The sequence below is a fragment of the Clostridium simiarum genome (assembly GCF_018919175.1).
In the GTDB taxonomy this organism is placed as follows: Bacteria; Bacillota; Clostridia; order Clostridiales; family Clostridiaceae; genus Clostridium_L; species Clostridium_L simiarum.
On record NZ_JAHLQL010000009.1, the window covers coordinates 16,270 to 41,844 of the forward strand.

Annotated in this window: 20 protein-coding genes, 2 tRNA genes and 1 pseudogene; 14 read left to right on the plus strand and 9 right to left on the minus strand. The window is 30.1% G+C overall.

All coding sequences use genetic code 11. The annotated features are described in order from the left end of the window. Window positions 1–86 precede the first annotated feature (86 nt). Together galE and galT are read left to right on the plus strand one after the other, a co-directional pair. Window positions 87–1,088: a UDP-glucose 4-epimerase GalE gene (galE, locus tag KQI89_RS16540; protein WP_216458029.1), complete on the plus strand. Its 1,002-nt coding sequence runs from the start codon at window positions 87–89 to the stop codon at window positions 1,086–1,088. Further along, window positions 1,081–2,562, plus strand: coding sequence for a UDP-glucose--hexose-1-phosphate uridylyltransferase (galT, locus tag KQI89_RS16545; protein WP_216458030.1), 1,482 nt, complete (start codon window positions 1,081–1,083; stop codon window positions 2,560–2,562). The genes galE and galT overlap by 8 nt, the downstream gene beginning before the upstream one ends. A gap of 464 nt (window positions 2,563–3,026) precedes the next feature. Here the strand turns inward: galT and KQI89_RS16550 are convergent, their stop codons facing one another. Continuing rightward, a complete protein-coding gene (locus tag KQI89_RS16550; RefSeq protein WP_216458031.1) occupies window positions 3,027–3,689 on the minus strand; it encodes a TetR/AcrR family transcriptional regulator in 663 nt (220 codons plus the stop codon). Between the two features lie 306 nt (window positions 3,690–3,995). On the opposite strand from KQI89_RS16550, the gene KQI89_RS16555 reads away from it, so the two are divergent. The 3 genes from KQI89_RS16555 to KQI89_RS16565 all read left to right on the plus strand — a co-directional run bounded on the left by KQI89_RS16555 (window position 3,996) and on the right by KQI89_RS16565 (window position 8,239). Beyond that, window positions 3,996–5,321, plus strand: a complete 1,326-nt coding sequence (locus KQI89_RS16555) for a glycine/sarcosine/betaine reductase component B subunit (RefSeq protein ID WP_216458032.1) — start codon at window positions 3,996–3,998, stop codon at window positions 5,319–5,321. Between the two features lie 11 nt (window positions 5,322–5,332). Continuing rightward, window positions 5,333–6,643, plus strand: a complete 1,311-nt coding sequence (gene grdH / locus KQI89_RS16560) for a betaine reductase selenoprotein B (RefSeq protein WP_216458033.1) — start codon at window positions 5,333–5,335, stop codon at window positions 6,641–6,643. A gap of 84 nt (window positions 6,644–6,727) precedes the next feature. Continuing rightward, window positions 6,728–8,239 (plus strand): glycine betaine uptake BCCT transporter, encoded by a 1,512-nt coding sequence (locus KQI89_RS16565; protein ID WP_246583162.1) that lies wholly within the window; start codon window positions 6,728–6,730, stop codon window positions 8,237–8,239. A 78-nt stretch (window positions 8,240–8,317) separates the two neighbouring features. On the opposite strand, the gene KQI89_RS16570 is transcribed toward KQI89_RS16565, so the two are convergent. The 5 genes from KQI89_RS16570 to KQI89_RS16590 form a co-directional block, all read right to left on the minus strand. Then, on the minus strand, window positions 8,318–9,415 hold the full coding sequence (locus KQI89_RS16570; protein ID WP_216458034.1) for a hypothetical protein: 1,098 nt from the start codon (window positions 9,413–9,415) through the stop codon (window positions 8,318–8,320). 239 nt (window positions 9,416–9,654) lie between these two features. After that, window positions 9,655–9,746: transfer RNA gene (locus tag KQI89_RS16575), tRNA-Ser, on the minus strand. 143 nt (window positions 9,747–9,889) lie between these two features. Continuing rightward, window positions 9,890–10,342: a nucleoside deaminase gene (locus tag KQI89_RS16580; RefSeq protein WP_216458035.1), complete on the minus strand. Its 453-nt coding sequence runs from the start codon at window positions 10,340–10,342 to the stop codon at window positions 9,890–9,892. A 76-nt stretch (window positions 10,343–10,418) separates the two neighbouring features. Then, a complete protein-coding gene (locus KQI89_RS16585; protein ID WP_216458036.1) occupies window positions 10,419–11,660 on the minus strand; it encodes an HlyC/CorC family transporter in 1,242 nt (413 codons plus the stop codon). Between the two features lie 416 nt (window positions 11,661–12,076). Further along, window positions 12,077–12,151 (minus strand) — tRNA-Arg (locus KQI89_RS16590). Window positions 12,152–12,595: 444 nt separating this feature from the next. Between KQI89_RS16590 and KQI89_RS16595 the strand changes: the two genes are divergently transcribed. Next, a complete protein-coding gene (locus KQI89_RS16595) occupies window positions 12,596–13,984 on the plus strand; it encodes a pyruvate carboxylase subunit B (RefSeq protein WP_216458037.1) in 1,389 nt (462 codons plus the stop codon). A 183-nt stretch (window positions 13,985–14,167) separates the two neighbouring features. Here the strand turns inward: KQI89_RS16595 and KQI89_RS16600 are convergent, their stop codons facing one another. Continuing rightward, window positions 14,168–15,025: a MurR/RpiR family transcriptional regulator gene (locus KQI89_RS16600; RefSeq protein WP_216458038.1), complete on the minus strand. Its 858-nt coding sequence runs from the start codon at window positions 15,023–15,025 to the stop codon at window positions 14,168–14,170. A 298-nt stretch (window positions 15,026–15,323) separates the two neighbouring features. Here KQI89_RS16600 and KQI89_RS16605 point away from each other — a divergent pair, with 298 nt between their 5' ends. Then, the gene (locus tag KQI89_RS16605) at window positions 15,324–15,659 is read left to right on the plus strand and encodes a phasin family protein (protein ID WP_032123243.1); all 336 of its coding nucleotides are present in this window, start codon (window positions 15,324–15,326) and stop codon (window positions 15,657–15,659) included. 79 nt (window positions 15,660–15,738) lie between these two features. Beyond that, window positions 15,739–17,331 (plus strand): ABC1 kinase family protein, encoded by a 1,593-nt coding sequence (locus KQI89_RS16610; protein ID WP_216458039.1) that lies wholly within the window; start codon window positions 15,739–15,741, stop codon window positions 17,329–17,331. A gap of 152 nt (window positions 17,332–17,483) precedes the next feature. On the opposite strand, the gene KQI89_RS16615 is transcribed toward KQI89_RS16610, so the two are convergent. Next, window positions 17,484–18,050, minus strand: a complete 567-nt coding sequence (locus KQI89_RS16615; protein WP_216458040.1) for a TetR/AcrR family transcriptional regulator — start codon at window positions 18,048–18,050, stop codon at window positions 17,484–17,486. A 223-nt stretch (window positions 18,051–18,273) separates the two neighbouring features. On the opposite strand from KQI89_RS16615, the gene KQI89_RS16620 reads away from it, so the two are divergent. Continuing rightward, entirely contained in the window at window positions 18,274–19,161 is an 888-nt protein-coding gene (locus KQI89_RS16620; RefSeq protein WP_216458041.1) for a phosphatidylserine decarboxylase, read from the plus strand. 147 nt (window positions 19,162–19,308) lie between these two features. On the opposite strand, the gene KQI89_RS16625 is transcribed toward KQI89_RS16620, so the two are convergent. Then, a complete protein-coding gene (locus KQI89_RS16625; protein WP_032123246.1) occupies window positions 19,309–19,701 on the minus strand; it encodes a DUF5412 family protein in 393 nt (130 codons plus the stop codon). Between the two features lie 556 nt (window positions 19,702–20,257). Between KQI89_RS16625 and KQI89_RS16630 the strand changes: the two genes are divergently transcribed. From KQI89_RS16630 to KQI89_RS18085, 5 genes and pseudogenes are all read left to right on the plus strand, one after another. After that, window positions 20,258–20,770 (plus strand): sigma-70 family RNA polymerase sigma factor, encoded by a 513-nt coding sequence (locus KQI89_RS16630; protein ID WP_216458042.1) that lies wholly within the window; start codon window positions 20,258–20,260, stop codon window positions 20,768–20,770. Between the two features lie 110 nt (window positions 20,771–20,880). Continuing rightward, window positions 20,881–21,075 carry a BhlA/UviB family holin-like peptide gene (locus KQI89_RS16635; RefSeq protein ID WP_216458043.1) on the plus strand — a complete coding sequence of 65 codons (195 nt, stop codon included), beginning with the start codon at window positions 20,881–20,883 and terminating at the stop codon, window positions 21,073–21,075. A gap of 15 nt (window positions 21,076–21,090) precedes the next feature. After that, window positions 21,091–22,071 (plus strand): N-acetylmuramoyl-L-alanine amidase, encoded by a 981-nt coding sequence (locus KQI89_RS16640; RefSeq protein WP_216458044.1) that lies wholly within the window; start codon window positions 21,091–21,093, stop codon window positions 22,069–22,071. Window positions 22,072–22,310: 239 nt separating this feature from the next. Then, window positions 22,311–24,539, plus strand: a pseudogene (locus KQI89_RS18215) (M14 family zinc carboxypeptidase); the annotation flags it as partial. 485 nt (window positions 24,540–25,024) lie between these two features. Further along, window positions 25,025–25,570 carry a YcxB family protein gene (locus tag KQI89_RS18085; protein ID WP_216458045.1) on the plus strand — a complete coding sequence of 182 codons (546 nt, stop codon included), beginning with the start codon at window positions 25,025–25,027 and terminating at the stop codon, window positions 25,568–25,570. The last annotated feature ends 5 nt before the right edge of the window (window positions 25,571–25,575 follow it).

Here is a 25,575-nt window from a genome sequence, read left to right on the forward strand (position 1 = left end):
AACCTTATTAAACTTCATAAACTGCAATATATGCTTACAAAGGATAGGAATACTTAATTAAATTTATTGTACTTGGAGGTATGAATATGAAAATTTTAGTTGTAGGGGGCGCAGGTTATATAGGCTCTCACGCTGTAAGAGAACTTATAAAAAACAATAATGAAGTTGTAGTTATAGATAACCTTGAAACTGGTCACTTAAATGCAATTCCACATGGGGTTAAATTTTATAAATCAGACATTAGGATTAAAAAAGAGTTATTTAATATGTTTGAAAAGGAAAACTTTGAAGGGGTTATGCACTTTGCAGCTAACTCTTTAGTTGGAGAGTCAATGGTGAATCCTTTAAAGTATTATGATAATAATCTTCACGGTACCCAAAATCTCCTTCACGCTATGGTAGAGTATAATGTAAATAAGATCGTATTTTCATCCACAGCAGCAACTTATGGAGAGCCTAAGGAGATTCCTATTACAGAACAGTGTGAGACAAACCCAACTAATACTTATGGTGAAACAAAGCTTGCCATAGAAAAAATGCTAAAATGGTTCAGCAAAGCCTATGACTTACACTATGTATGCCTTAGATATTTTAATGTGGCAGGAGCAGATATTTTAGGAGAAATTGGTGAAGATCATAGCCCTGAAACTCACTTAATACCTATAGTTCTACAAGTTCCTTTAGGAAAAAGAGAGGCTATAACTGTATATGGAAATGATTATGACACAGAGGATGGAACTTGTATAAGAGATTACATTCATGTAACAGACTTAATAAACGCTCACATATTAGCTATGAATTATTTATCAAAAGGCAACGAAAGTTCTATATTTAATCTAGGAAGTAGCAACGGTTACTCTGTAAAAGAAATAATTACAGCCGCAAGAGAGGTAACAGGTAATGAAATACCTGAAATAATAGGTCAAAGAAGAAGTGGTGATCCCAGTATATTAATTGCTTCTTCAAAAAAAGCAGAAGAAATTTTAGGATGGAAAGCAAAATATACTGATGTAAAAGATATAATATCTACTGCTTGGAATTGGCATAAAAACCATCCTAATGGATACGGAGAGGATAACAATGAATAATATTTATGCCTTAATAGATAGGCTTATAGAAATCTCTATAAAAAATAGGTTAATTTATCCTATGGATAAAATCTATACAAGAAATAGAATACTAGCTTTACTAAAACTAGATAGTTATGAACCTTCGGAGTCAAAACTTCATTATAATTTACAAGAAACTTTAAATGAGATACTAAAGTATTCTGTAGAAATGGGTATAATAGAGAACTATTTATATGAAAAAGATATATTATCAAGTAAAATAATGAATGCATTTTTAAATATTCCCTCGGCAATAAATGAAGAATTCTACAGAAGATACTCTTCTTCCCCTAAAGAAGCCACAAATTATTTTTATAATCTAAGTCAAAACAGTAATTATATAAGAACTGATAGAATTAAAAAGAATATCTCCTATAAGACTTCAAGTAAATATGGAGATTTAGATATAACAATAAATCTATCAAAACCTGAAAAAGATCCTAAGCAAATAGCAAAGGAAAGATTAAAAGTTTCTGTAAAATATCCTGCTTGTCCTTTATGTATAGAAAATGAAGGCTATGAGGGAAGTCTTAATCACCCAGACAGGGCAAATCATAGAATGATACGACTTAATGTAAATAATAAAAACTGGTATTTTCAATATTCTCCTTACTCCTATTACAATGAACACTGCATAGTGCTTCTAAAGGAACACAATCCAATGAAAATAAGCAAGGATACCTTTAAAAATCTATTAGAATTTGTAAAACAGTTTCCTCATTATTTCCTAGGTTCAAATGCAGATATACCTATTGTAGGTGGCTCTATACTTTCCCATGAGCATTATCAAGGGGGATGCTATGAGTTTCCTATGGAAAAAGCCCAGGATGAATATAAATTTAATTTGACCAAATTTCCTTACTTGAATTTTTCTATAATTAATTGGCCTTTATCAGTTATTAGAATAAAAGGAGAAAACACAGAGGATATCATAGAAGCAGCAACTCTTATTTTTAATAATTGGAAGACATATAACGATAAAAAAAGAGAAATTATAGCATTTACTGGAGAAGAAAATCACAATACTGTAACCCCTATAGCTCGTTATAAAAATGGACTTTATGAGATGGATATAGTTCTTAGAAATAACAGAACTTCAGATGAACATCCTCTTGGAATATTTCACCCCCATGAAGATGTTCATCATATAAAAAAGGAAAACATAGGCTTAATAGAGGTTATGGGACTTGCAGTCCTTCCTGGAAGGTTATTAAATGAATTAAGAGAAATTGAAGACTTTATATTAAATAAAACTAATTCAGTAAAAGACTATCACCTTCCCTTTGCAAAAGAGCTTAAAGAAAAATATAACAAAGAAAAATCCCCAGATTCCTTTATAAAAGAAGAAGTGGGTTTAAAGTTTGCTAGGGTATTAGAAGATGCTGGAGTTTTTAAAAGAGATGAATTTGGACAGCAAGGATTTAAAAAATTTATAAAAGAACTAAATAAATAGAGGAGTCCTTATAGTTTTCTCATATAACTTATGGATAGAGATAAATTCCTATCCATAAGTTATATTTTTTACATTCTAATTGTATTTATTAAAACATAAGTTATATACACCATTTAAAAACCAATTTAATGTAACTATAAACATCTTTAGAAGAATCTTTTTACTAAATAACAACTATATGTTTAGTAAAATTTATTAGCTTATGAAATAAAACCAATTGTTGATAAAAATATAAATATATATTAAGGTCCTATAATATAATAGATTTTGTTGTATTTTACATAGTAGTATCAATAATATGAATAAAAAAGGCACTATCTTCTTTTTATGAAATAGATGCCTTTTAATAAAAATTTAAATCCTTGAATTTTTTGTACAGATTACTTTAAATTTAAGATGAAAAAATACTTCTAATAAGTACATTATCTAAACCTTGAAATCCTTCCATACTCACTGATACAAGCCTATGTATCTATTCTATAGGCTTCTATAGTCTTATTTATATATTTCATGGTTCTTTCTACGGCCTCTTCTACAGTATATGTATTATTCTTACTTAAAAGCTTAGCCAACATTCCTCTGTATATTAAAACATTCATCTCATTAATATCCTTTAAATCTTCTTCTTTTAAAAACCCTTCTTCTGCAGAAGCTTTAAGCAATTTATAATCCCTCAAATGTATATTGTCTTCTAGAAGCATGGGCAAAAACTTTTTAGATTCTTCACCTAATTCTTCAGGAAATATAGAGTAATATGTCCTAATAGATTCATTTACAGTGGCAGAAGAAAACCCACCAAAAAATATTAAGTTATATACTTCAGGTTTTAAATAGGAATGATATGAAAAACAGAGCCACACATTGAGATAAGTTTCTAAGGAATTCTTAGAATCTTTGGTATAGTTGTAAAGATCCTTAGCATAATCTTTTAGATATTTTAAAGAGGCAAAAAATAGAAGATGGTTTAAGTTTTCAAAATAGTTATATAAAGTTGCACTATTGTAACCAGCCATACTAGCTACCTTTCTTATAGTTACAGCCTCCATACCCTCTTCTTCAATAATTGTATTTGTAGATTCTAAAAAATAACTAAGCATTCTCTTCTTTTGCATTTCCTTATTATCCATTATTATCACCACATATTAATAAATTATAATAGACCTACCGTATTATAACATAAAAGAAACATAATAAAAAATGGTATTTAAAAATTAAACTTATCATTGGCAAATGAAATAGGTAATAACGTGCCTATTAATAAACCCTATACTTACTATTTGTTAAATCTATAACAATTTCTCTATTTTTCTGTATAATCACGTTTACAATATAATCATGATTATGATAGAATTAATTTAAATTATTCAAAAGAGTTAGAAAATTTCTAGCTTTTATCTTAATTATATTAATTTATTTAGGAGGGAGTGTCTTTAATGAAACTTGAAATAGGTAATTTTTATGTTAAAGAAATCGTTTTCAGCGAAAAAACTTCTTATTCAAAAGGCCTTTTAACAATTAACAAAAGGGAAGCTTTGGACTTTATTAAAGAAGATGAGCATATCACTGAAGCAGAATTACACATAGTAAACCCAGGTGATAGAGTTCGTTTGTGTCCCGTAAAGGAAGCCATTGAGCCTAGAATTAAATTAAATGGTGATGCTTTATTTCCTGGATACACAGGAGACTTATCTCAAGCAGGTAACGGTAGAACCCATGCATTAAAAGACTGTAGCATATTAGTTGTAGGAAAGCATTGGGGTGGATTCCAAGACGGATTAATTGACATGAGTGGAGAAGGAGCTAAATATACTTACTTCTCTCAACTGAAAAATATAGTGCTAGTAGCTGATACTGACGAAGACTTTGAAAAAAGAGAACAACAAAAGAAAAATAAAGCTTTAAGAAAAGCTGGACATAGGTTAGCTGAGTATGTAGCTAGTTGCATAAAAAATATGGAACCTGAAGATATAGAAACTTATGAATTAGATTCCATATCTAAAAGATCTTCAGAGATTCAAAAACTTCCTTCTATGGTGTTTGTAATGCAGGCACAATCTCAAATGGAGGAAGATGGCTACAATGATTTAGTTTATGGTTGGGATACAAATCATATGGTTCCAACTTATATGCATCCAAATGAAATATTAGATGGTGCTATTATATCTGGTAGCTTTATGCCTTGTTCTTCAAAATGGTCAACCTATGACTTTCAAAATAACCCAACCATAAAAAGATTGTATGAAGAGCATGGTAAAACCCTAAACTTCCTAGGTGTTATAATGTCCAACCTTAATGTGGCATTAGAGCAGAAAAATAGATCTGCCTTGTTTGTAGCTCAACTAGCAAAATCTCTTGGTGCAGATGGAGCAATAGTTGCAGAAGAAGGCTATGGAAATCCAGATGCTGACTTTGTTGCTTGCATCGTAGCTTTAGAAGATGCAGGAGTAAAAACTGTAGGCATAACTAATGAATGTACTGGAAGAGATGGACAGTCTCAACCTCTTGTGACCTTAGATGAAAAATTAAACGCTATAGTTTCTTGCGGTAATGTTTCAGAACTTATAGAATTACCTCCTATGGATACTGTGTTAGGAGAGCTAGAAGCTCTAGGACGTGATGGATTATCTGGTGGATGGGCAAATGATGAGATTTTAGGACCATCAGTAAGACCTGACGGATCAATAGTAATGGAAAATAACGCAATGTTCTGTGGTGATCAAGTAGTCGGTTGGTCCACTAAAACTATGAAAGAATTTTAGGAGGGGATAATATGAAAAAAGCTATCCTTTATATAAATCAATTCTTTGGACAAATCGGTGGAGAAGATAAAGCTGATTTTGCTCCAGTTATAAAAGAAGGACTAATAGGTCCTGCCATTGAACTCAATAAACAGCTAGATGCAGAGGTTACTCATACAATAATATGTGGTGATAACTTCATGGGATCAAACACTGATGAAGCTATAGATATTATACTAGATTTTCTTAAAGATAAAGAATTTGATATATTCTTCGCTGGACCTGCCTTTCAAGCTGGAAGATATGGGGCTGCCTGCGGAACTATATGCAAAATAGTGAAAGAAAAATTCAATGTTCCAGTAATAAGCTCTATGCACGAAGAAAACCCTGGAGTTGAAATGTTTAAAAAGGATATGTATATACTAAAGGGTGGAAAAAGTGCAGCCAAAATGAGAAGTGACATAAAAGATATGGCCAATCTAGGTAATAAACTTCTTAAAGGTGCAGAAATTTTAGGTGCAGATAAAGAAGGCTATTACGAAAGAGGAATAAGACATCAGGTTTGGAGAGAAGATAAGAGACCAGCCTCAGATAGAGTTGTAGAAATGCTTATAAAAAAATTAAACGGTAAACCTTTTAATACAGAACTTCCAATTCCAAAGGCAGACAGAGTTCCTATAGCAACAGCTATAAAGGATCTTAGTAAATCTAATATAGCTGTTGTGAACACAGGTGGAATAGTTCCTATGGATAATCCTGATAGAATACAATCCGCCTCTGCAACAAGATGGGGAAGATATAACATAGAAGGAATAGATGACTTAAAGGGTGGAATTTATAAAACTATCCATGCTGGCTTTGATCCTGCTGCTGCAGATGCAGATCCAGATGTAATAGTACCTATAGATGCTTTAAGAGTTTACGAGAAAGAAAAAAAGATAGGAAAGCTTCATAACTACTTCTATTCTACAGTAGGAACTGGAACCACTCAGGCTGAAGCAGCTAGAATGGCAAAAGAAATGATACCTTATTTAAGAGAAGATAATGTAGATGCTATTCTGCTCGTGTCCACTTGAGGAACTTGTACGCGTTGCGGTGCAACCATGGTTAAAGAATTTGAAAGAGCAGGCTTCCCTATAGTTCAAATGTGTAACTTGATTCCTGTAGCTAAAACTGTTGGTTCCAATAGAATAGTTCCAACAATATCTATACCTTACCCTCTAGGAGATCCAGCTACAGATAAAACTGAACAATGGAAACTACGTTATCATAGAGTAGGCGTTGCCTTAGATTCACTTACTACTGAAATAGATGAGCAAACCATATTTAAGGTTAAGTTTTAAAATAACTAGCTAAACAAAGTTCCATGTTCTACCATGGAACTTTGTTTGAAAAGGTTTTAAATTATAAGTAGGTAGGTGAAATAAATGAAAAGCAATATGAATATAAAATCCAAAAAACAAGGACAACAAGTTTATTATATATCCTTAGCTGTAACCTTTATAATAGTTTTATGGGCTATTGTATCTAAAGATAGTTTTGCAAAAGCAGCAAATAGCTTATTAGATACCTTAACAAATAAGTTTGGTTGGGCATATCTAATATCAATGCTTATCTTTGTAGGCTTCGCATTAATACTAGCTTTCAGTAAATATGGAAATATAAAACTTGGATCTGACAACTCCACTCCCGAATATAGTACCACTTCTTGGTTTGCCATGCTTTTTGGAGCTGGTATGGGAATTGGACTAGTGTTTTGGGGAGTAGCCGAACCAATGTCTCACTTCATTGCACCTCCAGGTATAGAACCTGGTTCTGTAGAAGCAGCTAATTTTGCTATGAAATCCTCCTTTATGCACTGGGGATTTCACCCTTGGGCAAATTATTCTATAATAGGCCTGGCACTAGCTTATTTTCAATTCAGAAAAAACAAACCTGGCTTAATAAGTAGTATATTTGAACCCTTAATAGGCGAAAAAAGAGTTAATGGTCCTATAGGAAAAGCCATAGATATATTTGCAGTGTTAGCTACAGTAGCTGGAGTTGCAACCTCTTTAGGACTTGGTACTCTACAAATAAATAGCGGATTAAAATATCTTTTTGGAGTTCCAGAAAATCAAATAATACAAATACTCATAATCGCAGTAATAACTGTACTATTTATTTGGTCTGCAGTTAGCGGTATAGAAAAAGGTATAAAGCTTATTTCAGATGTTAACCTATATCTAGCCTTCGGTCTTTTAGTTCTAGCTCTTTTAGTAGGTCCTACTGTAAAAATAATAAACTCATTAACTAATGGATTAGGGGCTTACCTAGGCAGTTTTCTAAAGGATAGCCTTCAAATTGAATCCTTTGGTAATAATTCTTGGCTAAATGGATGGAGAATATTCTATTGGGCATGGTGGATAGCTTGGGCTCCATTTGTAGGTACATTTATAGCCAGAATATCCAAAGGAAGAACCATAAGAGAATTTATCCTAGGGGTTATAGTAGCTCCATCTGTAGCATCCTTCATATGGTTTGCAGTATTTGGAACTATGGGAATAAACCTAGGTATTGAGGGTGTTATGTCTATGGATGTACTTAAAACTGTAGCTGCTTCACCAGAAACAGCATTTTTCGTTGTAATGGGTAAATATAAATTAGGAACTATATTATCCTTCATAGCAGTATTTTTATTAGGTACGTTCTTCATAACCTCTGCAAACTCAGCTACCTTTGTACTAGGAATGTTAACCTCTAAGGGAGATCTAAACCCTTCAAATAGGAAAAAAATAATATGGGGATTGGTTCAGTCACTATTAGCTACAGCTCTACTTCTAGCAGGAGGATTAAAATCTCTCCAAACAGCCTCTGTAGCCGCAGCCTTCCCATTTATATTTGTAATGATTTTAGCCTGTATATCTTTATGGAAGGCATTATCTGAAGAAAAAGTTTAGATCAAATCAAAAAGGTTGTATACTCTTTTAATAAAGAATATACAACCTTTTTATTAACACAGCATCTCATTTTATCTATCACATTATAATGTAGGTAAACAATTGATTCTTTTCATTTTTAATGAGTCCCTTTTCAATCAGTCTATCTGTAGTTAATGAGTAATAAAAATGATACCAATATATAAAATATTCCTCAAAGCTAATTTCACCATAATAAGAACTTTTCCTGTAATATTCCATTAAAACCTCTTTATTATTTTGAAATATTTCTATATAAGGTTTAAGAGTAATGCTAGCAATATCAAATAGATTATCATACTCCTCCCTGCTCATAACAGGTACATTTAATTTATCTCCTATCATTAAATTAAGTCTATTAAATCCAGACTTAATTGATTCTTTTATTGAATAATCCTTATCACTATATAACTTTAATAAATCTCTTAAAAGTTCTTCTTTTATATCATATATATTGTTAATATCTTCAAATCCAAAGTATTCTTTTAACTGCTCATCATTAAGAGTCAATATATTTTCTGTACTGTCCCTACTTCCATACATACAAATATCAAAATCCTCAAAACTTACCCCCATATTACCATACAATCCAAAAGCTTCCCTCTCCTCCCCCATTCTTTGTTCTAAAAGTGCAAGATAATATCTCTTTTCATTTCTTATAGGAGGATGTCTTTTTATAAAATACTTCTCTATGTTTTCTATCTGGAAAGAATTCATAAGTACATCGCTCAGTATGAACAAGGACAAATCTTCAAATCTAAAATCTTTATAACACCTCATATTTAAAGTCTTTTCTTTTATCTCCTCCATGTTGTCTATAAATAGTTCTACAGTTTCATCTACAAAATCCTTAGACTTTTCATATAATTCTTCTGCCTCTTCTAAAGATATAGCCATGCAACTAGGTACATAAGACCCATCCCAAGCTTTAGATATCAATCCATCTTCTTCAAGAAAGTTTATTCTATAAATAAATTCTTCCTCACTTAAATTTAAATACTTCTTTATTTCATTTTTAGATAATTTGTAATGCATAAGCATTAGCATTAAGTCTAAATTATTTTCATTTAAATTTAAAGCAGGACAATACCCATCCTTGCATATTAAAGCAACAATAAATTTAGAGTTTATAAATCTGTCTATGGCTTCTCTATTCATATTAATCCCCCATTTTTATAATTTTCTCAATATATAAAATATTTTAACATATAATGGGCAATTAATAAATTATAATCTGTAAATATAAGCTTAATTTATGTTTTATTCACTCTTTTGTAAAATACAAAGGATTATATCAAAACTTATAAATTTTGATATAATCCTTCAAATTAAACTTTATCAGTTAACTAAGGTTCAAAGGAGGTTAAAATTTCATCTGAAACCAAGAACTCTTTTTATGGCGGAGAGAAGGGGATTCGAACCCCTGGTACTATAATTTAGTACACTTGTTTTCGAGACAAGCACCTTAAACCAACTCGGACATCTCTCCATGTATTAATTAAAAATTATACTAAATTTAAAATTATAAATCAATAAACACTAATTCTAATATTATTTAGTTTAAATCTTAAATCCACAAACCATTTCAGAGGCAAATAGTAATAATTTCACCATACTTTTTTACAGAAATCCTTAATGTGATTTAGATTCTTTTCTTATATCTATAAAAAAATCTTTTAATATTTCACTGCACTTAGAATCATAAAGCCAGTGCACCTCTGTGTTAGAATTAATATATTTATTATTTACCAAATCCACCACAGAGCCACATCCTCCCAAATTAGGATCAAAGGTACCTATATAAAGCTTAGATATTCTTGACTGAACAATAGCTCCAGCACACATTATACACGGTTCTAAGGTTACATATATGCTACAACCATTTAATCTCCAATTTCCTAAAGTTTCAGAGGCCTCTTTTATAGCAATAATCTCAGCATGAGCCAATGGATTTTTAAGAGTTTCCCTTAAGTTGTGACCTTTTCCTATTATATTTCCATCCTTAACCACCACAGCACCTATAGGAACTTCCTTTAAATATAAAGCCCTTTTAGCCTCTTCAAGTGCTATATCCATAAAATTCATCTACATACCTCCTTTTAATTGCTATAATTTTATCCTTAAATAAAATAATCCCTGTGGTTAACACAGGGGTTTAATATTAAGTAAATATACGAACCTTCTTTATTCTATTTTTATCTATATCTTCAATAACAAACTTAATATTTTCATACTGTACATTATCTCCCATATCAGGAAATCTGCCTAATTGACCTATTATAAATCCACCTACTGAATCAAATTCTTCTGACTCTATAGAAGTACCTATAAGGTCATTTATATCATCTAACTTAGCACTTCCAGAAACTATATATTCATCTTCTTTAATTACATCAATTTCTCTATCATCTTCGTCATCATACTCATCTTCAATATCTCCAACGATTTCTTCTACTAAGTCTTCGATGGTAACAATACCTACTGTCCCACCATATTCATCAAGCACTATATACATATGGTTTCTATCTTTTTTCATGTCACTAAAAAGATCTGTTATCCTTCTAAACTCATAGGTGTAGTTAGCTTCCCTCATATACTCTTCCACTTTAAACTCTTCTTCTTTTTCTCTAAGAAGCAAGTCCTTTACATATAAAATACCCACAATATTATCTATAGTCTCATTGTATACAGGTATTCTAGAGAATTGTTCTCTCTTTATAACCTCAAGTATTTCTTCGTAAGTAGATTCAGTAGTAATAGCTACTATGTCCACTCTTTGAATCATTACATCCTTTACTTGAAGATCACCAAATTCAAAAACATTATATATCATCTCTTTTTCTTCTACTTCAAGAACTCCCTCTTCCTCTCCAACATCTACCAGAGTCTTAAGCTCCTCTTGAGTTATAAAAGGTTGAGTCTTTTCAGGATTTCCACCTAATAGCTTTATAAAACCTGAAGATAAAAAGGTAAATACAGCTACTACAGGTTTAAAAATTGTTACAACCATACCTATAGGTTTATAAACCTTAAAGGAAACCTTTTCCGAATTTTGTGCCGCTAAAGATTTAGGAGTAATTTCTCCAAATATAAGCACCAATACTGTCATAATTATGGTTGCTATACCAACTCCTCTAGCTCCAAAAACATCTAAAGCTATGGAGGTAGCTAAAGCAGAGGCTGCTATATTTGCAATATTATTTCCTACTAAAATACTTCCTAAAAGCTTGTTCGGGCTTCCTATAAGTTTTTCTATCTTGTCCGCTCCTTTTACACCTTCTTCAACAAGATGCTTTATTCTTATCTTACTAAAGCTCATAAGAGCTGTTTCTGAAGCTGAAAAAAATGCTGACATTAATAAAAGGACGACCAATAAAACCAATTGCCACGTGCTAGGGTCCAAAAGTACCACTCTCCTATAATGATTAATTTTTTATGGAAAGACTTTGTTTAAGCCTTCCAAATATTTTTCTGAAATATCGTAAAATTAGATAAATCTACTTTATTATATCACATCTAATAACAATGTATTAACACAAAATCAATATTATTTCAAGTCTTTTCGTTTTAATTGACTTAAAATTAGAATTTATATTATTATTTTGTAGTATTTCTAGCCCTAGCTTAATATTTCTTATAATGATACTCTATGTTACAAAATTTCAAGAACTCCTTATATTATTTATATGTTTTCAAAATTTTATCCAATGAATAACATGGCTACCACCCTTTTATAATGAAACTCCATCTAAAGCTCTGAATTACTTGATATATATATTTATACAGAAAAAAGAGATTTAGTTTTATCTAAATCTCTTTTGGCACTCCCAACAGGAATCGAACCTGTATCTATCCCTTAGGAGGGGATTGTTCTATCCATTAAACTATGGGAGCATATAAACTTTATATTACCCTAATATTCTATTATAAAAACCTAACTATGTCAATTATAAGAAAGAAGTAATATTATATATGAAGATATTTTTATTTTATGAGATAAAATTTATACAATCTTAATAGTATTTTTACAGATAATTATTATTTCCATGTTATCATTAGTTTATGTAAAACACACTAAAACATAGATAAATAATTCCCTTATTAAATAGCTATATACCGCTAAGAGATAACTTGTTACGCAAATATGTGACAAGTTATCTCTTTTTATTTCTATATATAGTTTCTTTAATAGTTTCTTTAGATTGATTATATAATTTTTTCTGAAAAATAAATTATTTATTGCAGATTTTTACTTTAATTTATGTTAAAATATATACATATGTGATTTTAAAATTGCAAATTTAAAATTTATTATAATATTTTTGAGAGGTGATTCCTTTGAAAAAGATCAATATAACAGAGACTGTTCTTAGGGATGCTAACCAATCCCTTATAGCTACAAGAATGTCCTTTGACCAATTTGCTCCAATATTATCTGAATTAGATAATGCAGGATATCATTCATTAGAATGTTGGGGTGGAGCTACTTTTGACTCTTGTCTTAGATATTTAAATGAAGACCCATGGGAAAGACTCAGAAAGATAAAAATGATAGCCAAAAAAACTCCTCTTCAAATGCTTTTAAGAGGGCAAAACATCTTAGGATATAAGCATTATCCTGATGATGTGGTAAGAAATTTTGTAAAAATGTCTGTTTATCACGGCATGGACATAATTAGAATATTTGATGCTCTTAATGATTTTAGAAACATAGAAGTTGCTATGGACGAAACTAAAAAACAAGGAGCTCATGCTCAAGGAACTATCGTATATACAGTTAGTCCTATTCACGACATAGAAAACTATACAAAGCTTGCAAAACAATTAGAAGAAATGGGAGCTGACTCTATATGCCTTAAGGATATGGCAGGTCTTATAATGCCGCAAACAGCTTATGAAATAATTAAAAGCATAAAGGAAACTGTAAAACTTCCTGTTTACCTACATTCACACTCAACTAATGGTCTTGCTGAAATGTCTTATCTAAAAGCTGCCGAAGCTGGTGTAGACGGAATAGATTGTTCCATTTCAGCATTTTCTAGTGGTACATCTCAACCACCTACTGAAAGCTTACATTTTGCACTGCAAAGCTGTGGTTTTGATACTGGACTTAATAGTGTTGGGCTGAAAAAAGTAAACGACTTCTTTAAACCACTAAGAGAAGATTTTATTAAATCTGGAACTTTAGATCCAAAGGTTCTTACTCCTCAACCTGAAGCACTTACCTATCAAATACCTGGAGGGATGTTATCTAATATGATATCCCAATTAAAGGCGCAAAACTCTATAAATAAGTTAGATGAAGTATTAAATGAAGTTCCAAAGGTTAGGGAAGATCTTGGCTATCCTCCACTTGTTACTCCTATGAGCCAAATGGTAGGAACTCAAGCTACCTTTAATATCTTAACTGGTGAAAGATATAAAAGCATATTAAAAGAAGTAAAAGCCTACTGTAGAGGCGAATATGGTAAGGCCCCTGGAAAAATTGATGAAAATCTTATGAAAAAAGCTTTAGGCGATGAAATACCTATAACAGAAAGATTTGCTAATACACTAAAACCTGAGTTTGAAAAAACAAAAGAAGAATTAAAGGATTTAACATCAAGAGATGAGGACGTTTTATCTTATATATTATTCCCTCAAATAGCAGAAGAGTTTTTAAAAAATAAACAAAAGGCACCTTCTGAAGATCAACTAAGAGAGGCAGTAAATGCTGAAGTTATTTAATATTTCTTAAAGATTCCATAAAAAGTAGCACTTTTTTACAAAGTGCTACTTTTTATATAATTTATAATATTATTAATATTTTTTAACTGAATTTATCTTTGTTGCTTCTGCTAGGGATCTATGCCCCTTTTTAGCAAAGTCTATCTGAAGATTTCAATCACTTGATATTATGTTTTACCTAAATTACTTAAGCTTTTTAATTCTTGTAACTTCTCTTGTTCTCTCTAAATATTTTTGAACCTCTTCAAACCTTCTACTAGCTACCCCAGCAAAAAGTATATCAATTATATTGAGTTGAGCTATTCTAGAAGAAGTAGCACCACTTCTTATACTTACCTCTGGTGCAGCTACATATAAGTTAATGTCACAAATATCACTTATGGAGTTTGAACCATATTTAGTTATACTAATAGTTGTTGCTCTTGCTTGCTTTGCTACAGATATAGCATCATAAATCTCTCTAGTTTCTCCAGAATAAGATATAGCAACAGCCACATCATCCTTAGTAAGGTTAACTGCTGAAGTTAACTGGAGATGGGTATCTGAATGAGCATTAGCAATTTTATTTATCCTAGCAAACTTCTGAAAAGCATCTAAAGCTATGATATGAGATGCTCCCACTCCAAAAAATTCAATTCTATTAGCTTTTTCTAAAACATCTACTGCTTTTTCTATATTATCGCAGGATATTATATCAATTGTATTTTCAATTGCCTTTTTATTGTTATTACTAGTTCTCATTATAATGTCACTTATATCATGACTTGTCTCTATATCCCCATACTTATCTTCTCTATTATTAAGCTCCATATAAGCCATATCACGAGTAATATCAATTTTAAAATCTTTAAATCCATCATAACCCACTATTCTGCAGAATCTTACTATGGTGGCCTCACTAGCTCCACACTTTTTAGCCATTTCTCCTATGGATAAATTAGAAACCTCCGAAGGATAATCCAGTATAAACCTTGCAACCTTTCTTTCCGCAGTACTTAGCTGATTCATTATTCCCCGTATTTTTATAATACTTCCAGCCATACTAAAAACCCCTTCTCAATTAAGATTTGAATATAACTATTCCCTTTATACTGTAAAAATATACTTAAAAACATATTGGAATGACAATAAATATACAATTATCGTAAATATATTCTATCATATAATATATATACTTTAAAATAATTATCTTATTATAAGGGAATAATTATTAATTAGAAAGGTAAATGGTTATATTAATTTGTTAAAAAATTAATATAACCTTTAATACATAATATCATTATAGTATAATTTACCTAAGGTGCTATTTAAAAAATTTTATAAAGTTGGAGGTCTCGTTATGATGGATGAACTAAAAAAGGTTTTTCTTGCAGGAGTAGGCTCTGTAGCTTATACTTACGAGAAGGCCTCAAAACTAGTTGAAGAAATGGTGCAAAAAGGTAAGCTAAGTATGGATGAAGGAAAGGAGCTTTCTCAAGAATTAAAGAGAAACATGCAAGCTTCTGGAGAAAAGTTATCTGAAAAAGTTGATACTGTAAAACCGTTAAATAAACAGGAAGTACTAGAGATAATTCAAGAACTAAACTTAGCACACCAGGAAGATTTAAATGATGTTAAAGAAAAACTATTAAAACTTGAAGCTAAAATAACATCTTTAGAAAAGAGGAATGAGTAAGCCCTATTTATTAGGGCTTTTAGATTTATCCTATTTTAAGGATTACTCCATATTAACTTTAAGTAAAGAGAGGTTTAAAATGGCTAGAAATTCAACTAAACGGTTCAAAGAAATAGTAAAAGTTTTAGCTTATTACGGCTTTGGTTTTATAGTTGATAATAAAATAAAAAAACAAGATAATTATCCAGAAAACTTAAGAATGGCTTTTGAAGAACTTGGACCTACCTTTATAAAAATAGGGCAAATATTAAGTACTAGACCAGACATACTTCCACCAGAATACATAAAAGAATTAATACATCTTCAGGATAACGTGCTTCCTGAGAGTTATAAGGATATAAATAAAGTTGTAAAACATGACTTTGGTAAAAACATTCAAGATATATTTTTAGATTTTAAAAGAGAACCCCTTGCCTCTGCTTCTATGGCACAAGTATATGAAGCCACATTAAAAGATGGTAGAGAGGTTATCGTAAAAATACAAAGACCAGAAATATCAGACAAGATAGAAACAGATATTTCAATTCTACACAGAATATTAAACCTTACAAAGGCTCGATTTAAAGATACCTTAATAGATCCTAAAGAGGCTTTAGATGAACTTTTAACTTCTGCAAGGCTAGAATTAGACTTTACTATAGAAGCAGAAAACATAGAAAAATTTAGAGAGTATAATGAATCTGTTAACTGTGTATATGCGCCCTTTGTGGTAAAAGAATATAGTAGCAAGAAGGTTCTTACTTTAGAAAAGATTCAAGGATGTAAAATTGATGATAAAGAAAAGTTAATAGAAGAAGGCTACGATTTACCAGACATATCAAAAAAGTTAGCCTTAAGCTTTCTTAAAAACATCTTTAATGACGGATTCTTTCATGCAGATCCTCACCCTGGAAATCTTTTAGTTAAAGATGGCAAGATTTGTTTTATAGACTTTGGTATAGTAGGAAATCTAGATAAATCCTTAAGAGATGCATTAAATGATGCTATTGTAGCCGTGGCATATCATGATATAAATAAACTTATATCTGTATTTATGTCCATAGGTATTAAAAAAGGTTTTGTTGATAGAAATCAACTATACGAAGATATGGACTACCTTCTTGACAATTATTTAAATACTTCCTTTCAGAATATAAATATTTCTTATATGCTGCAAGAAGTATTTGATGTAGCAAAACGTAATAATATACAGTTACCCAAAGAATTAACTCTAGTTATAAGAACTTTTGTAATATTAGAAGGAGTAATGACTCAAATATCTCCTGAAATAAAAATATTAGACATAGCTATACCTTATGTAAAATCTCATAATTTAAACAAGGATATAAATTTAGATGAAATTCTTCTAAAAGCCCATATATTCTTAAAAAATAGTTATGAAGTGCCATCGAAGCTTGTAGAGGTATCAGATAGTCTATTAAATGGTAGAACAAAAATCAAAATGGAGTTTAAAAACGTAGATAAACCTTTAAGTGAACTAAATAGGATGGTCAATAGAATGATTTTTGGACTTGTAGTATCTGCTGCCATAGTTGGCTCTTCTCTGGTTTTAAACTCTAATATAGGACCTAAGGTCTACGGAGTTTCCATAATAGGTGTTATAGGGTTTATATTTGCAGGTATATCAGGACTATGGCTACTAATATCTATTTTAAGATCTGGAATGATGTAATAGAAAAAGGGGCTACTGCAAAATGCATAAAAATCCTGTATACAGTTAAAAACCATGCATAAACAAGGAAAATAAATCCTTTATATGCATGGTTTTTTATTCATGAAAATTTATAAATATCTGTTACGTAATAATCTCTTTTTAAAACTTGATTATGCCTCAATACCACGTAATATATAATTCATTAAACTGTCTGAAATCTCATCAATATCAGGATCATCTGCATTTAGCAATTCATACATAGATGCCGACATTAAAATCCCTAGAAACAAATGAGCCATAAAAGATGAATCTCCCTTTTTTAAAACCCCTTTTTCACTAGCTTCTTTTAAATATATCTCTATTGTAGATATGTAATCACTCAACGCCTCTCTAAGTTCTAGTTGCCTTATTTCTTGACCCCATATCTGGCTCATGACAACCTTAAAAAAATCCCTGTATTTATATACAGATTCAAGCTGAATCCTACAAAGAGTTCTTAATTTTAATATAGCATTATCTTCTTTTTCGGTTTCCTCAACCATATCTTCTTTTATAATGTGCATACCCTCTTTTATGATGTAATTAAATATCTCTTCTTTACTTTTAAAGTGGTAATAAAGAGTTCCCTTTGCAACTCCCGCTGTTGCCGCTATGTCATCCATAGTTGCACCTTCATATCCCTTTTTAGAAAAAATCTTTATTGAGGCTTCAAATATTACTCTTTTTGTTTTATTCATACTTATCACTCCAGTTTATATATCACAAGATATTATAATGATACTTGATTTAGTAATAACAAACAATATCTTTAACTCTAATTTTACTTAATTTTCTGTAATTTTATCAATCTGTGTTGCATTACATAGATTAAACGGTATAATTTATTGTATAATATATTATACTCATTTAAATATTATAATAACCAGACAAATTTTAAAAAATATAAGTTGGAGATAAGAAATGATAAAATATTATAATCGTAATTCAAAACAATATGAAATAGAGAAAGTAGCAGGAGACAAATACCTTAAGTGGAATTACTCCTCTCCTGTAGGTCTAAGCCTATTAGATATATTTATAAAAAAGAAGCTATTTTCAAAGATATATGGTCAATATTGTGATAGCAAGCTAAGCAAGAAAAAGATAGATAAATTTATAAAAGACTTTGATATTGATATGTCTTTATGTAAAAAAAGGGTAGATGAATTTACAAATTTTAATGATTTTTTCATAAGAGCCTTAAAAAATGAAGCTCGCCCCATTGATATGAATAAGGATATATTAGTATCTCCAGGAGACGGTAGATTGTTTGCTTATGAAAACATAGATATGGATAACCTTATGCAGGTAAAAGGGCTAACCTATAGTCTCCATGAGCTTATAGGCCACAAAGAACTAGCCTCTAAATATAATGGTGGTGTATGCTTAGTATTAAGGCTATGCCCTACAGACTATCATCGCTATCACTTTATAGATTCTGGTATCTGCGAGAGTTCAAATAAGATTAACGGAAACTATTACTCTGTAAATCCTATAGCTTTAGAAAAGATCCCTAAACTTTATTGCCAAAATAAGAGAGAATGGAGCTTATTCCACTCAGAAAATTTTGGTGATGTTATATTAATGGAAGTAGGTGCAACCTGTGTAGGATCTATAATTCAAACCTACACCCCCAATTCACCTGTTAAAAAAGGTGATGAAAAAGGATACTTTAAATTTGGAGGCTCCACTACCATATTATTCTTTAAACAGGACTCTATAAAAATAGATGAAGATATACTCTATCAAACCTCCTTAGGATATGAAAGCAAAGTAATCATGGGTGAGAAAATTGGTGAAAGAGCTTAGAGGTTTTATATTTGAGCTTTTGAGTCTTCCTCTTAATCTTTGTCTATAATAAATTATTCCACAAAATAATATTAATATATTAAATTCAATATATCTCAAAAATCCCAAAGGGAGAAAAGACTAGATTCTTTTCTCCCTTTTGCTGTTTTACTTAGAGTGGTCTTTATCGGATTTTTCATATTTAACTTTAATTCCATCTATCTCATCAATCTTTTTTAATATATCTTTATCTTCACAATCATAGATTACTATTAAAGTATTATTATTTTCCCAATGAATATCAACATATTTAGAATGATTGCCAACAAATACATTGCCACTTTCATTTCTAAATTTCTTATTATTTTTTAAGATTGAGACTTGAGGACTGAAATCTACAGTTGCACCGCCTTCCTTTATAAATGCGATTGCCTTAATTTCTTTATTTGGAGATTCCAACTCTTTTACTATTGTATTTGATGAAATATCTTTACAGCCATAAAACAGAAGTGAAAATAATGCTATTAAGATAGATGCAAACACTAAACTTTTTTTATACATTAATAATCCTCCCTTATTTTTCAGCAAATTGTGCTATAGTTAATTTTTAAATCAACTATGTTAATATATGGCGTTAACAAAGAAGCTGCTAAATCATGGTATTTTATCTATAAAGATATCCATAACAGGTATAACATAGCTGTCATAGTTAGAATCACCTAAGCTGTATCTATTAATTGCTCTTTAACATATTTTAATGTTTCTTTTTTACCTAATATTAAATACCTATTTATATATATGTATAAACAAACACTTATTTATGTAACTATTTTATCCTTAAAATTCATCTTTATTTATTGTAAAGTAAGATATTATGATAATCTTCTATGATATTATAATAAATTATTTTGTCGTAAGCTCTTCTAAGACTAATCCAAATATAAATATTTCTCGTAATCAAACTCCTGAGTAATCAGCTCTTAGTCCTTGCCTAAAATATCGTACCACAATGCTAATGTAATAATTTTTATAAACCTATTTTTTTATTAAACTTTACATTATTCAACCTTTTATCTTTTTAAATATAAAAAGGTAAAAAAGGTGGTATTTTAAAGTTATGGTTAATTTATATGAAAAAATAAAAAATTGCCAGTGTGGAAATAAAGAAGACATACTATTTGTTCTAAATATGTTTGAGCCCTTACTTAACAAATATTCAAGATTACTTGAATATGATGATGCAAAACAGGAATTAACTCTTACTCTTATTAAGACTTTGCAAAAAATCCCCATACATAAAAAGAATTTTAAAGAAGATAAGTACATAATTAGTTATATAAAAAAGTCTATTATTAATAGATATGTATCACTCTCAAAAAAACTAACTAAGAAATATACTTATGAAGCTGAATTTGATTCTAATTTAATGTATTTTAATGATGATGATGAAAATATTATAGAGTTATATGACCTGCTAAAAGATTTAACTAGGGTGGAGAAAAATATAATAGTCTTGAAATATCTACATAATATGAGTGATGTGGAAATAGCAGAACTTCATAATATTTCTAGACAAGCTGTTAATCAAACTAAAAATAGGGCACTAAATAAGTTAAAATCTTATATCTAGATTTTAAATTTATATATTTACAAATTGCTTATATACCAATTTATTATATATAATTAAAAATTAAACTTGAATTCTACTAAATATATTTTATTTAAGAATGGAGAGATTCTATGGAAGACCAAATATTAAAACTAGTTGCTACACAAGGTGTCTTTGCTATTTTATTTTGTTACTTATTATTTTATGTTTTAAAGGAAAATAGTAAAAGAGAAAATAATTATCAAGCCATAATTCAAGAGTTAACAGGATTATTACCTACAATTAAAAAGGATGTAGAATCTATTAAAGAAAAAATATTTAAATAGACTGGAGGTTTCTTTATGTACCTAGATAAAGGCACATTAATTAGCGGTGACGCTGGTCATAACTGTTCACCTGATATTGGGGCTAACGGCTATAAGTTAGAAGATAATCTTACTAAAGAGGTTTGGAATTTAATACAGGATAAACTTAACTCAAAGGGGTATTTAACCAAAGACTGTACTCCATGGAATATGAATTTTAACAGTGTAAGCGATTCCCTACACTTTAGAGTTAAAGTAGCAAATGATAGTAGATCTAAACTTCACCTATGTATTCACTTTAATGCTGGTGGTGGAACAGGTGTAGAATGTTTTATTAGCGGCAATAAGGACTTAGAAAAAGAACTTGCAACCAAAATTTGCAATGAAATTTCTAATCTAGGTTATTCAAATAGAGGTGTAAAAGTAGGAAACCTATACGTTCCTAAATATACATCTATGCCTTGTATACTTATAGAATGTTCATTTGTAGACTCTAAACAAGATATGGAAAGGTATAATGCTAATGATATTTCCGAGGCTATAGTTAGAGCAATAACCACTCCAACAAATAACTTAACTCAAAAACAACTTTCTCATTTTTCTTATCCTAACAACGCCAAAGTCGTAGGAGACTTTCTTTATGTAAGGGATGTTATGGGTAATATAATACCAGAGCAAAGAGTAGATATTGGAGATATTATAACAGTTCTGAATATAAACTATGAAAAACAACTTGCTTTTGTTGAATATCCTACACCCCATGGTATTAGAACAGGTTATGTAACTAATGCAACTAATTGTATTCGATATTGCTATCAAGATGAGTATTCAAATGGTTCAACACCTGAAGTTGTATATGATGAAAATAGTAATAGAATTGGTTCGTTAGATCCTTTTGAAAAGGCAACTCCTCTATACCGTAAGAGTGGCAAATTGAACATTGTATACAATACAAGTAAAGGAAAAAATAGCAAATCAGGTTATGTAACTTACAATGGTAAATTTAATAAGTTCTAATATTTAAGTAATTATTAAAAAAATAAAAATGGAGAGAGGCTAGATTCTTTTCTCCATTTTTCTTTTTTATCTAACACCAGTAACTATGGATAAATAGAATAAAAAATATATTTAATTTTAAGCTTTACATATTTAAGACTTCAGTATCTTTTATTAGTGTAGTTACATTCAAGCTTGATTTTTAATTATAAACTAAAAGATTAATGGAGGTTTTAAAAATGGGAAAATATTATCCAGATGTAGTGGCAGGTGAGATAGTACCTGGAGGGTTCACTTACCCTAATAATGCTAAAGTTCAAGGTGATTTCTTATATTTAAGAGATGGAAGCAAGAAAATAATAGAATATAGACAAGTTGATGACGGCGATAGTATAACAGTATTAGATGTGAGTTACAGTCAACAACTAGCATTAGTTCAATATCCAACATCAGCTGGGGTTAGGCAAGGATATGTTACTAATGTTCCTAAACTAATTAAATATTATAATGCTAATTCATGGGTTAATGGTTCAACTCAAGAAACAGTGTATGATGAAAATGGCTCATATCTAGGATCATTAAATGCTTATGAATCTGCAACTCCACTATATAAGAAAGACGGAATGACGCATGTAGTTTACAATACAGATAAAGGAGAAAATACTAAATCAGGTTATGTTAAATATGAAGGTAGTCCTATAAAAATAATTAATATACCTAAACCATCAACCTCGGGTGTAACTTCAATACAATACGGAAAAAGCGGAAAAGGTAGAGATCTTACTGCTTATAAAATAGGAAGTGGAAAAAATTCACTAGTAATGGTATGTGAAGTTCATGGTTTTGAAGATAATTGGAGTAAAGATGGTTTAGAATTAGTTAATATAGGAAATGACTTAGTTGAATCCCTTGCACGTAGTGGAACAAATGGATGGTCAGTATATGTAATACCAGCAGCAAATCCAGATGGCTTAGCTGAAGGATATACTAATAATGGTCCAGGTAGATGTACTATGGTAGGTGCGGTAGATATAAATAGAGATTTCCCTATAGGGTTTATTCCATATGGTAATGGTAGTAAGAGATACTGGACTAATGCTAATCCTCTTAGCGTTCCTGAATCTAAAAAGTTAAGCGAGTTCATACAAAGTGTTAAAAATAACACTTCAGGTGAAATGGTTGTAATAGACTTGCATGGATGGGAAGATACAGCCATAGGTAATGATGAAATAGGTGCGTATTTTAGAAATCAATTTGGATTCGGACAGAGATACGGATATGGAGAAAATAGCGGATACTTAATTGCATGGGCTAAATCAATAGGTGCAAAAGCAGCTCTAATAGAATTGCCCCAAAATACACATAGCCATAACCATGTTATAAATGGTGCATATTCTCAAAAGATAATAAATGCAGTAAAAAATTTAATAAGCTCACTTGGTGGCTCTACCACTTCTCCTAATCCTAATGGTTGGGTTCAAAGTGGAGATAAATGGTATTATTATGAGAATGGTTCAATGGTTACAGGCTGGAAATCTATAAATGGTTCATGGTATTATCTAGAATCAAATGGAGTTATGGCTACTGGTTGGAAATCTATAAGCGGTTCATGGTATTACTTAGAATCTAATGGTGCTATGGCTACTGGTTGGAAATCTATAAATGGCTCATGGTATTACTTAGAATCTAATGGTGCTATGGCTACTGGTTGGAAATCTATAAATGATTCATGGTATTACTTACATTCTAGTGGTGCCATGGCTACTGGTTGGTTAGCATTAGGAGATTCCAGATATTATTTAAATAGTTCTGGCCATATGCTTACTGGAAATCAAGTAATAGATGGTGTTAGCTATACATTTAATAGTTCTGGTGCACTTGTGTCAAGTAGCGTTCCTATTGGTAAATCATATTCAGACGCAATGAGCTCTATAAGAACCATATTATGGGCAATAGGATTTAAAGGAACAATAGATACTGGAGTTGAACTTCCACCTATTAATGTAAATAATGCAGAAATACGTGCCTCAGTTGGAACTCAATCAACAATTGGAGCAGGGGATGGAAAACTATTTAAGTTTTCTGTTGTAAATGACAAGGTGTCTTTAGTGCCAAGTGATTTTCCAATTAATGAATATATAAAATTGAAAAACAAATTAGATGAGCTGGCTCTTGAAATAGGAAATGGTGACATATCAATTGTAATAAATTCAAGATCACAAATTATTATAGAGTTAAAAGTTAAATTAATAGAATCACCAGTAGTATTATCAAATAACTTATATTGTAAAATAACTATCTCATTTCACCCTGATCTTGTACCTCAAGAGGTTTATGAGAACTGTATTAATGCACAAGATGTTAGACAAGTAGCATTTGTATCTGCTAGTGTAATACTATTAGCTATAGCTATAAGCACTCCAGGTTTTAGGGAAATAGCTCAAGAAATTATTACAAAAATTGTAGAATTTTTTCTGCAGTTTGCTTAAATATCCTAACAAAAAATTTAATGTTTATCTTATTTTCAAAATAGCATTAGTATGAAAAACTTTAAATAAACCATAATAAATATCGGATATTAAGTATATTATGTATACTTGTATCCGATATTTTATGCAATAAATATTTATAACAACTTTCCTCTTTTTTAATAAAAGAACAAGAGATTAGTTTTTTATTATTCAAATCAAGTAACAGATATTATCTTATTAATTAATCCTATATAGACTAATTTCAATTTATATGGTGTATTATAGTATCTATACAAAAAATAGCTCGTTAAGTTTTTCTCTCTTTTATTCGTTTTTTATATAAACATAAACTTTTTTAAGTAGTATATATTTTATCATTACATACATTATATTAATTTGTAAGCTTTCCAGCTAAAATTACTAAGAAATGTCCATTTACAATATATACATAAAATGATATTATATACAAGTAGGCTTATCTTTTAATGTTAGGGGGAATAGTAGTGAAAATATATTATGAAAACACTCTAGAAGATTTAGCAGATTGTAATGTTTATACTATAGAAAACTCATCTTTCTTTAAAATAATTAGTAGAATTTACACCTTGATAGTATGTATTATTCTTCTAGTTATCATTATCCTTGTTTATAATATCAGAAAATTACTTTCAACTGAAATATTAGTATTATATATATTATTAATAGGTATGATATGGTTTTTTATTAATCCTAAAATGTTTAAAAAAACAATGCGAAAGCACCTTATAAAAAATGTTCGCGATAATTTAAGCGGATTTCCTACCACTGAGTTCACATTAACATTAAATGAAGAAAGGATATCAATAGAAAGTAAGACTACTCAATATAAAGTTCCTTGGTCTAGTATAGAAAATGTTAAAGTTAGAGAAAATTATATATGTATTTATATACAATATTTAAATAAACTTGGATGCTTTGTTGTACCAATAAAAACTTTTAATGACCCTTCTGAAAAAGATGCTTTTTTGCAGATTTTTAAACAACATAAAATTGATATAATCTGTGTATAATTAGT

Coding starts and splice junctions, on each gene's coding strand:
- KQI89_RS16640 (WP_216458044.1), top strand. CDS start 21,091: ATGTACCTAGATAAAGGCACATTAATTAGCGGTGACGCTGGTCATAAC.
- KQI89_RS16555 (WP_216458032.1), top strand. CDS start 3,996: ATGAAACTTGAAATAGGTAATTTTTATGTTAAAGAAATCGTTTTCAGC.
- KQI89_RS16550 (WP_216458031.1), bottom strand. CDS start 3,689: ATGGATAATAAGGAAATGCAAAAGAAGAGAATGCTTAGTTATTTTTTA.
- KQI89_RS16600 (WP_216458038.1), bottom strand. CDS start 15,025: ATGGCTGGAAGTATTATAAAAATACGGGGAATAATGAATCAGCTAAGT.
- KQI89_RS16565 (WP_246583162.1), top strand. CDS start 6,728: ATGAAAAGCAATATGAATATAAAATCCAAAAAACAAGGACAACAAGTT.
- KQI89_RS16625 (WP_032123246.1), bottom strand. CDS start 19,701: ATGTATAAAAAAAGTTTAGTGTTTGCATCTATCTTAATAGCATTATTT.
- KQI89_RS16620 (WP_216458041.1), top strand. CDS start 18,274: ATGATAAAATATTATAATCGTAATTCAAAACAATATGAAATAGAGAAA.
- KQI89_RS16635 (WP_216458043.1), top strand. CDS start 20,881: ATGGAAGACCAAATATTAAAACTAGTTGCTACACAAGGTGTCTTTGCT.
- KQI89_RS16580 (WP_216458035.1), bottom strand. CDS start 10,342: ATGAATTTTATGGATATAGCACTTGAAGAGGCTAAAAGGGCTTTATAT.
- KQI89_RS16570 (WP_216458034.1), bottom strand. CDS start 9,415: ATGAATAGAGAAGCCATAGACAGATTTATAAACTCTAAATTTATTGTT.
- KQI89_RS16605 (WP_032123243.1), top strand. CDS start 15,324: ATGATGGATGAACTAAAAAAGGTTTTTCTTGCAGGAGTAGGCTCTGTA.
- galT (WP_216458030.1), top strand. CDS start 1,081: ATGAATAATATTTATGCCTTAATAGATAGGCTTATAGAAATCTCTATA.
- KQI89_RS16610 (WP_216458039.1), top strand. CDS start 15,739: ATGGCTAGAAATTCAACTAAACGGTTCAAAGAAATAGTAAAAGTTTTA.
- KQI89_RS16630 (WP_216458042.1), top strand. CDS start 20,258: ATGGTTAATTTATATGAAAAAATAAAAAATTGCCAGTGTGGAAATAAA.
- KQI89_RS16615 (WP_216458040.1), bottom strand. CDS start 18,050: ATGAATAAAACAAAAAGAGTAATATTTGAAGCCTCAATAAAGATTTTT.
- galE (WP_216458029.1), top strand. CDS start 87: ATGAAAATTTTAGTTGTAGGGGGCGCAGGTTATATAGGCTCTCACGCT.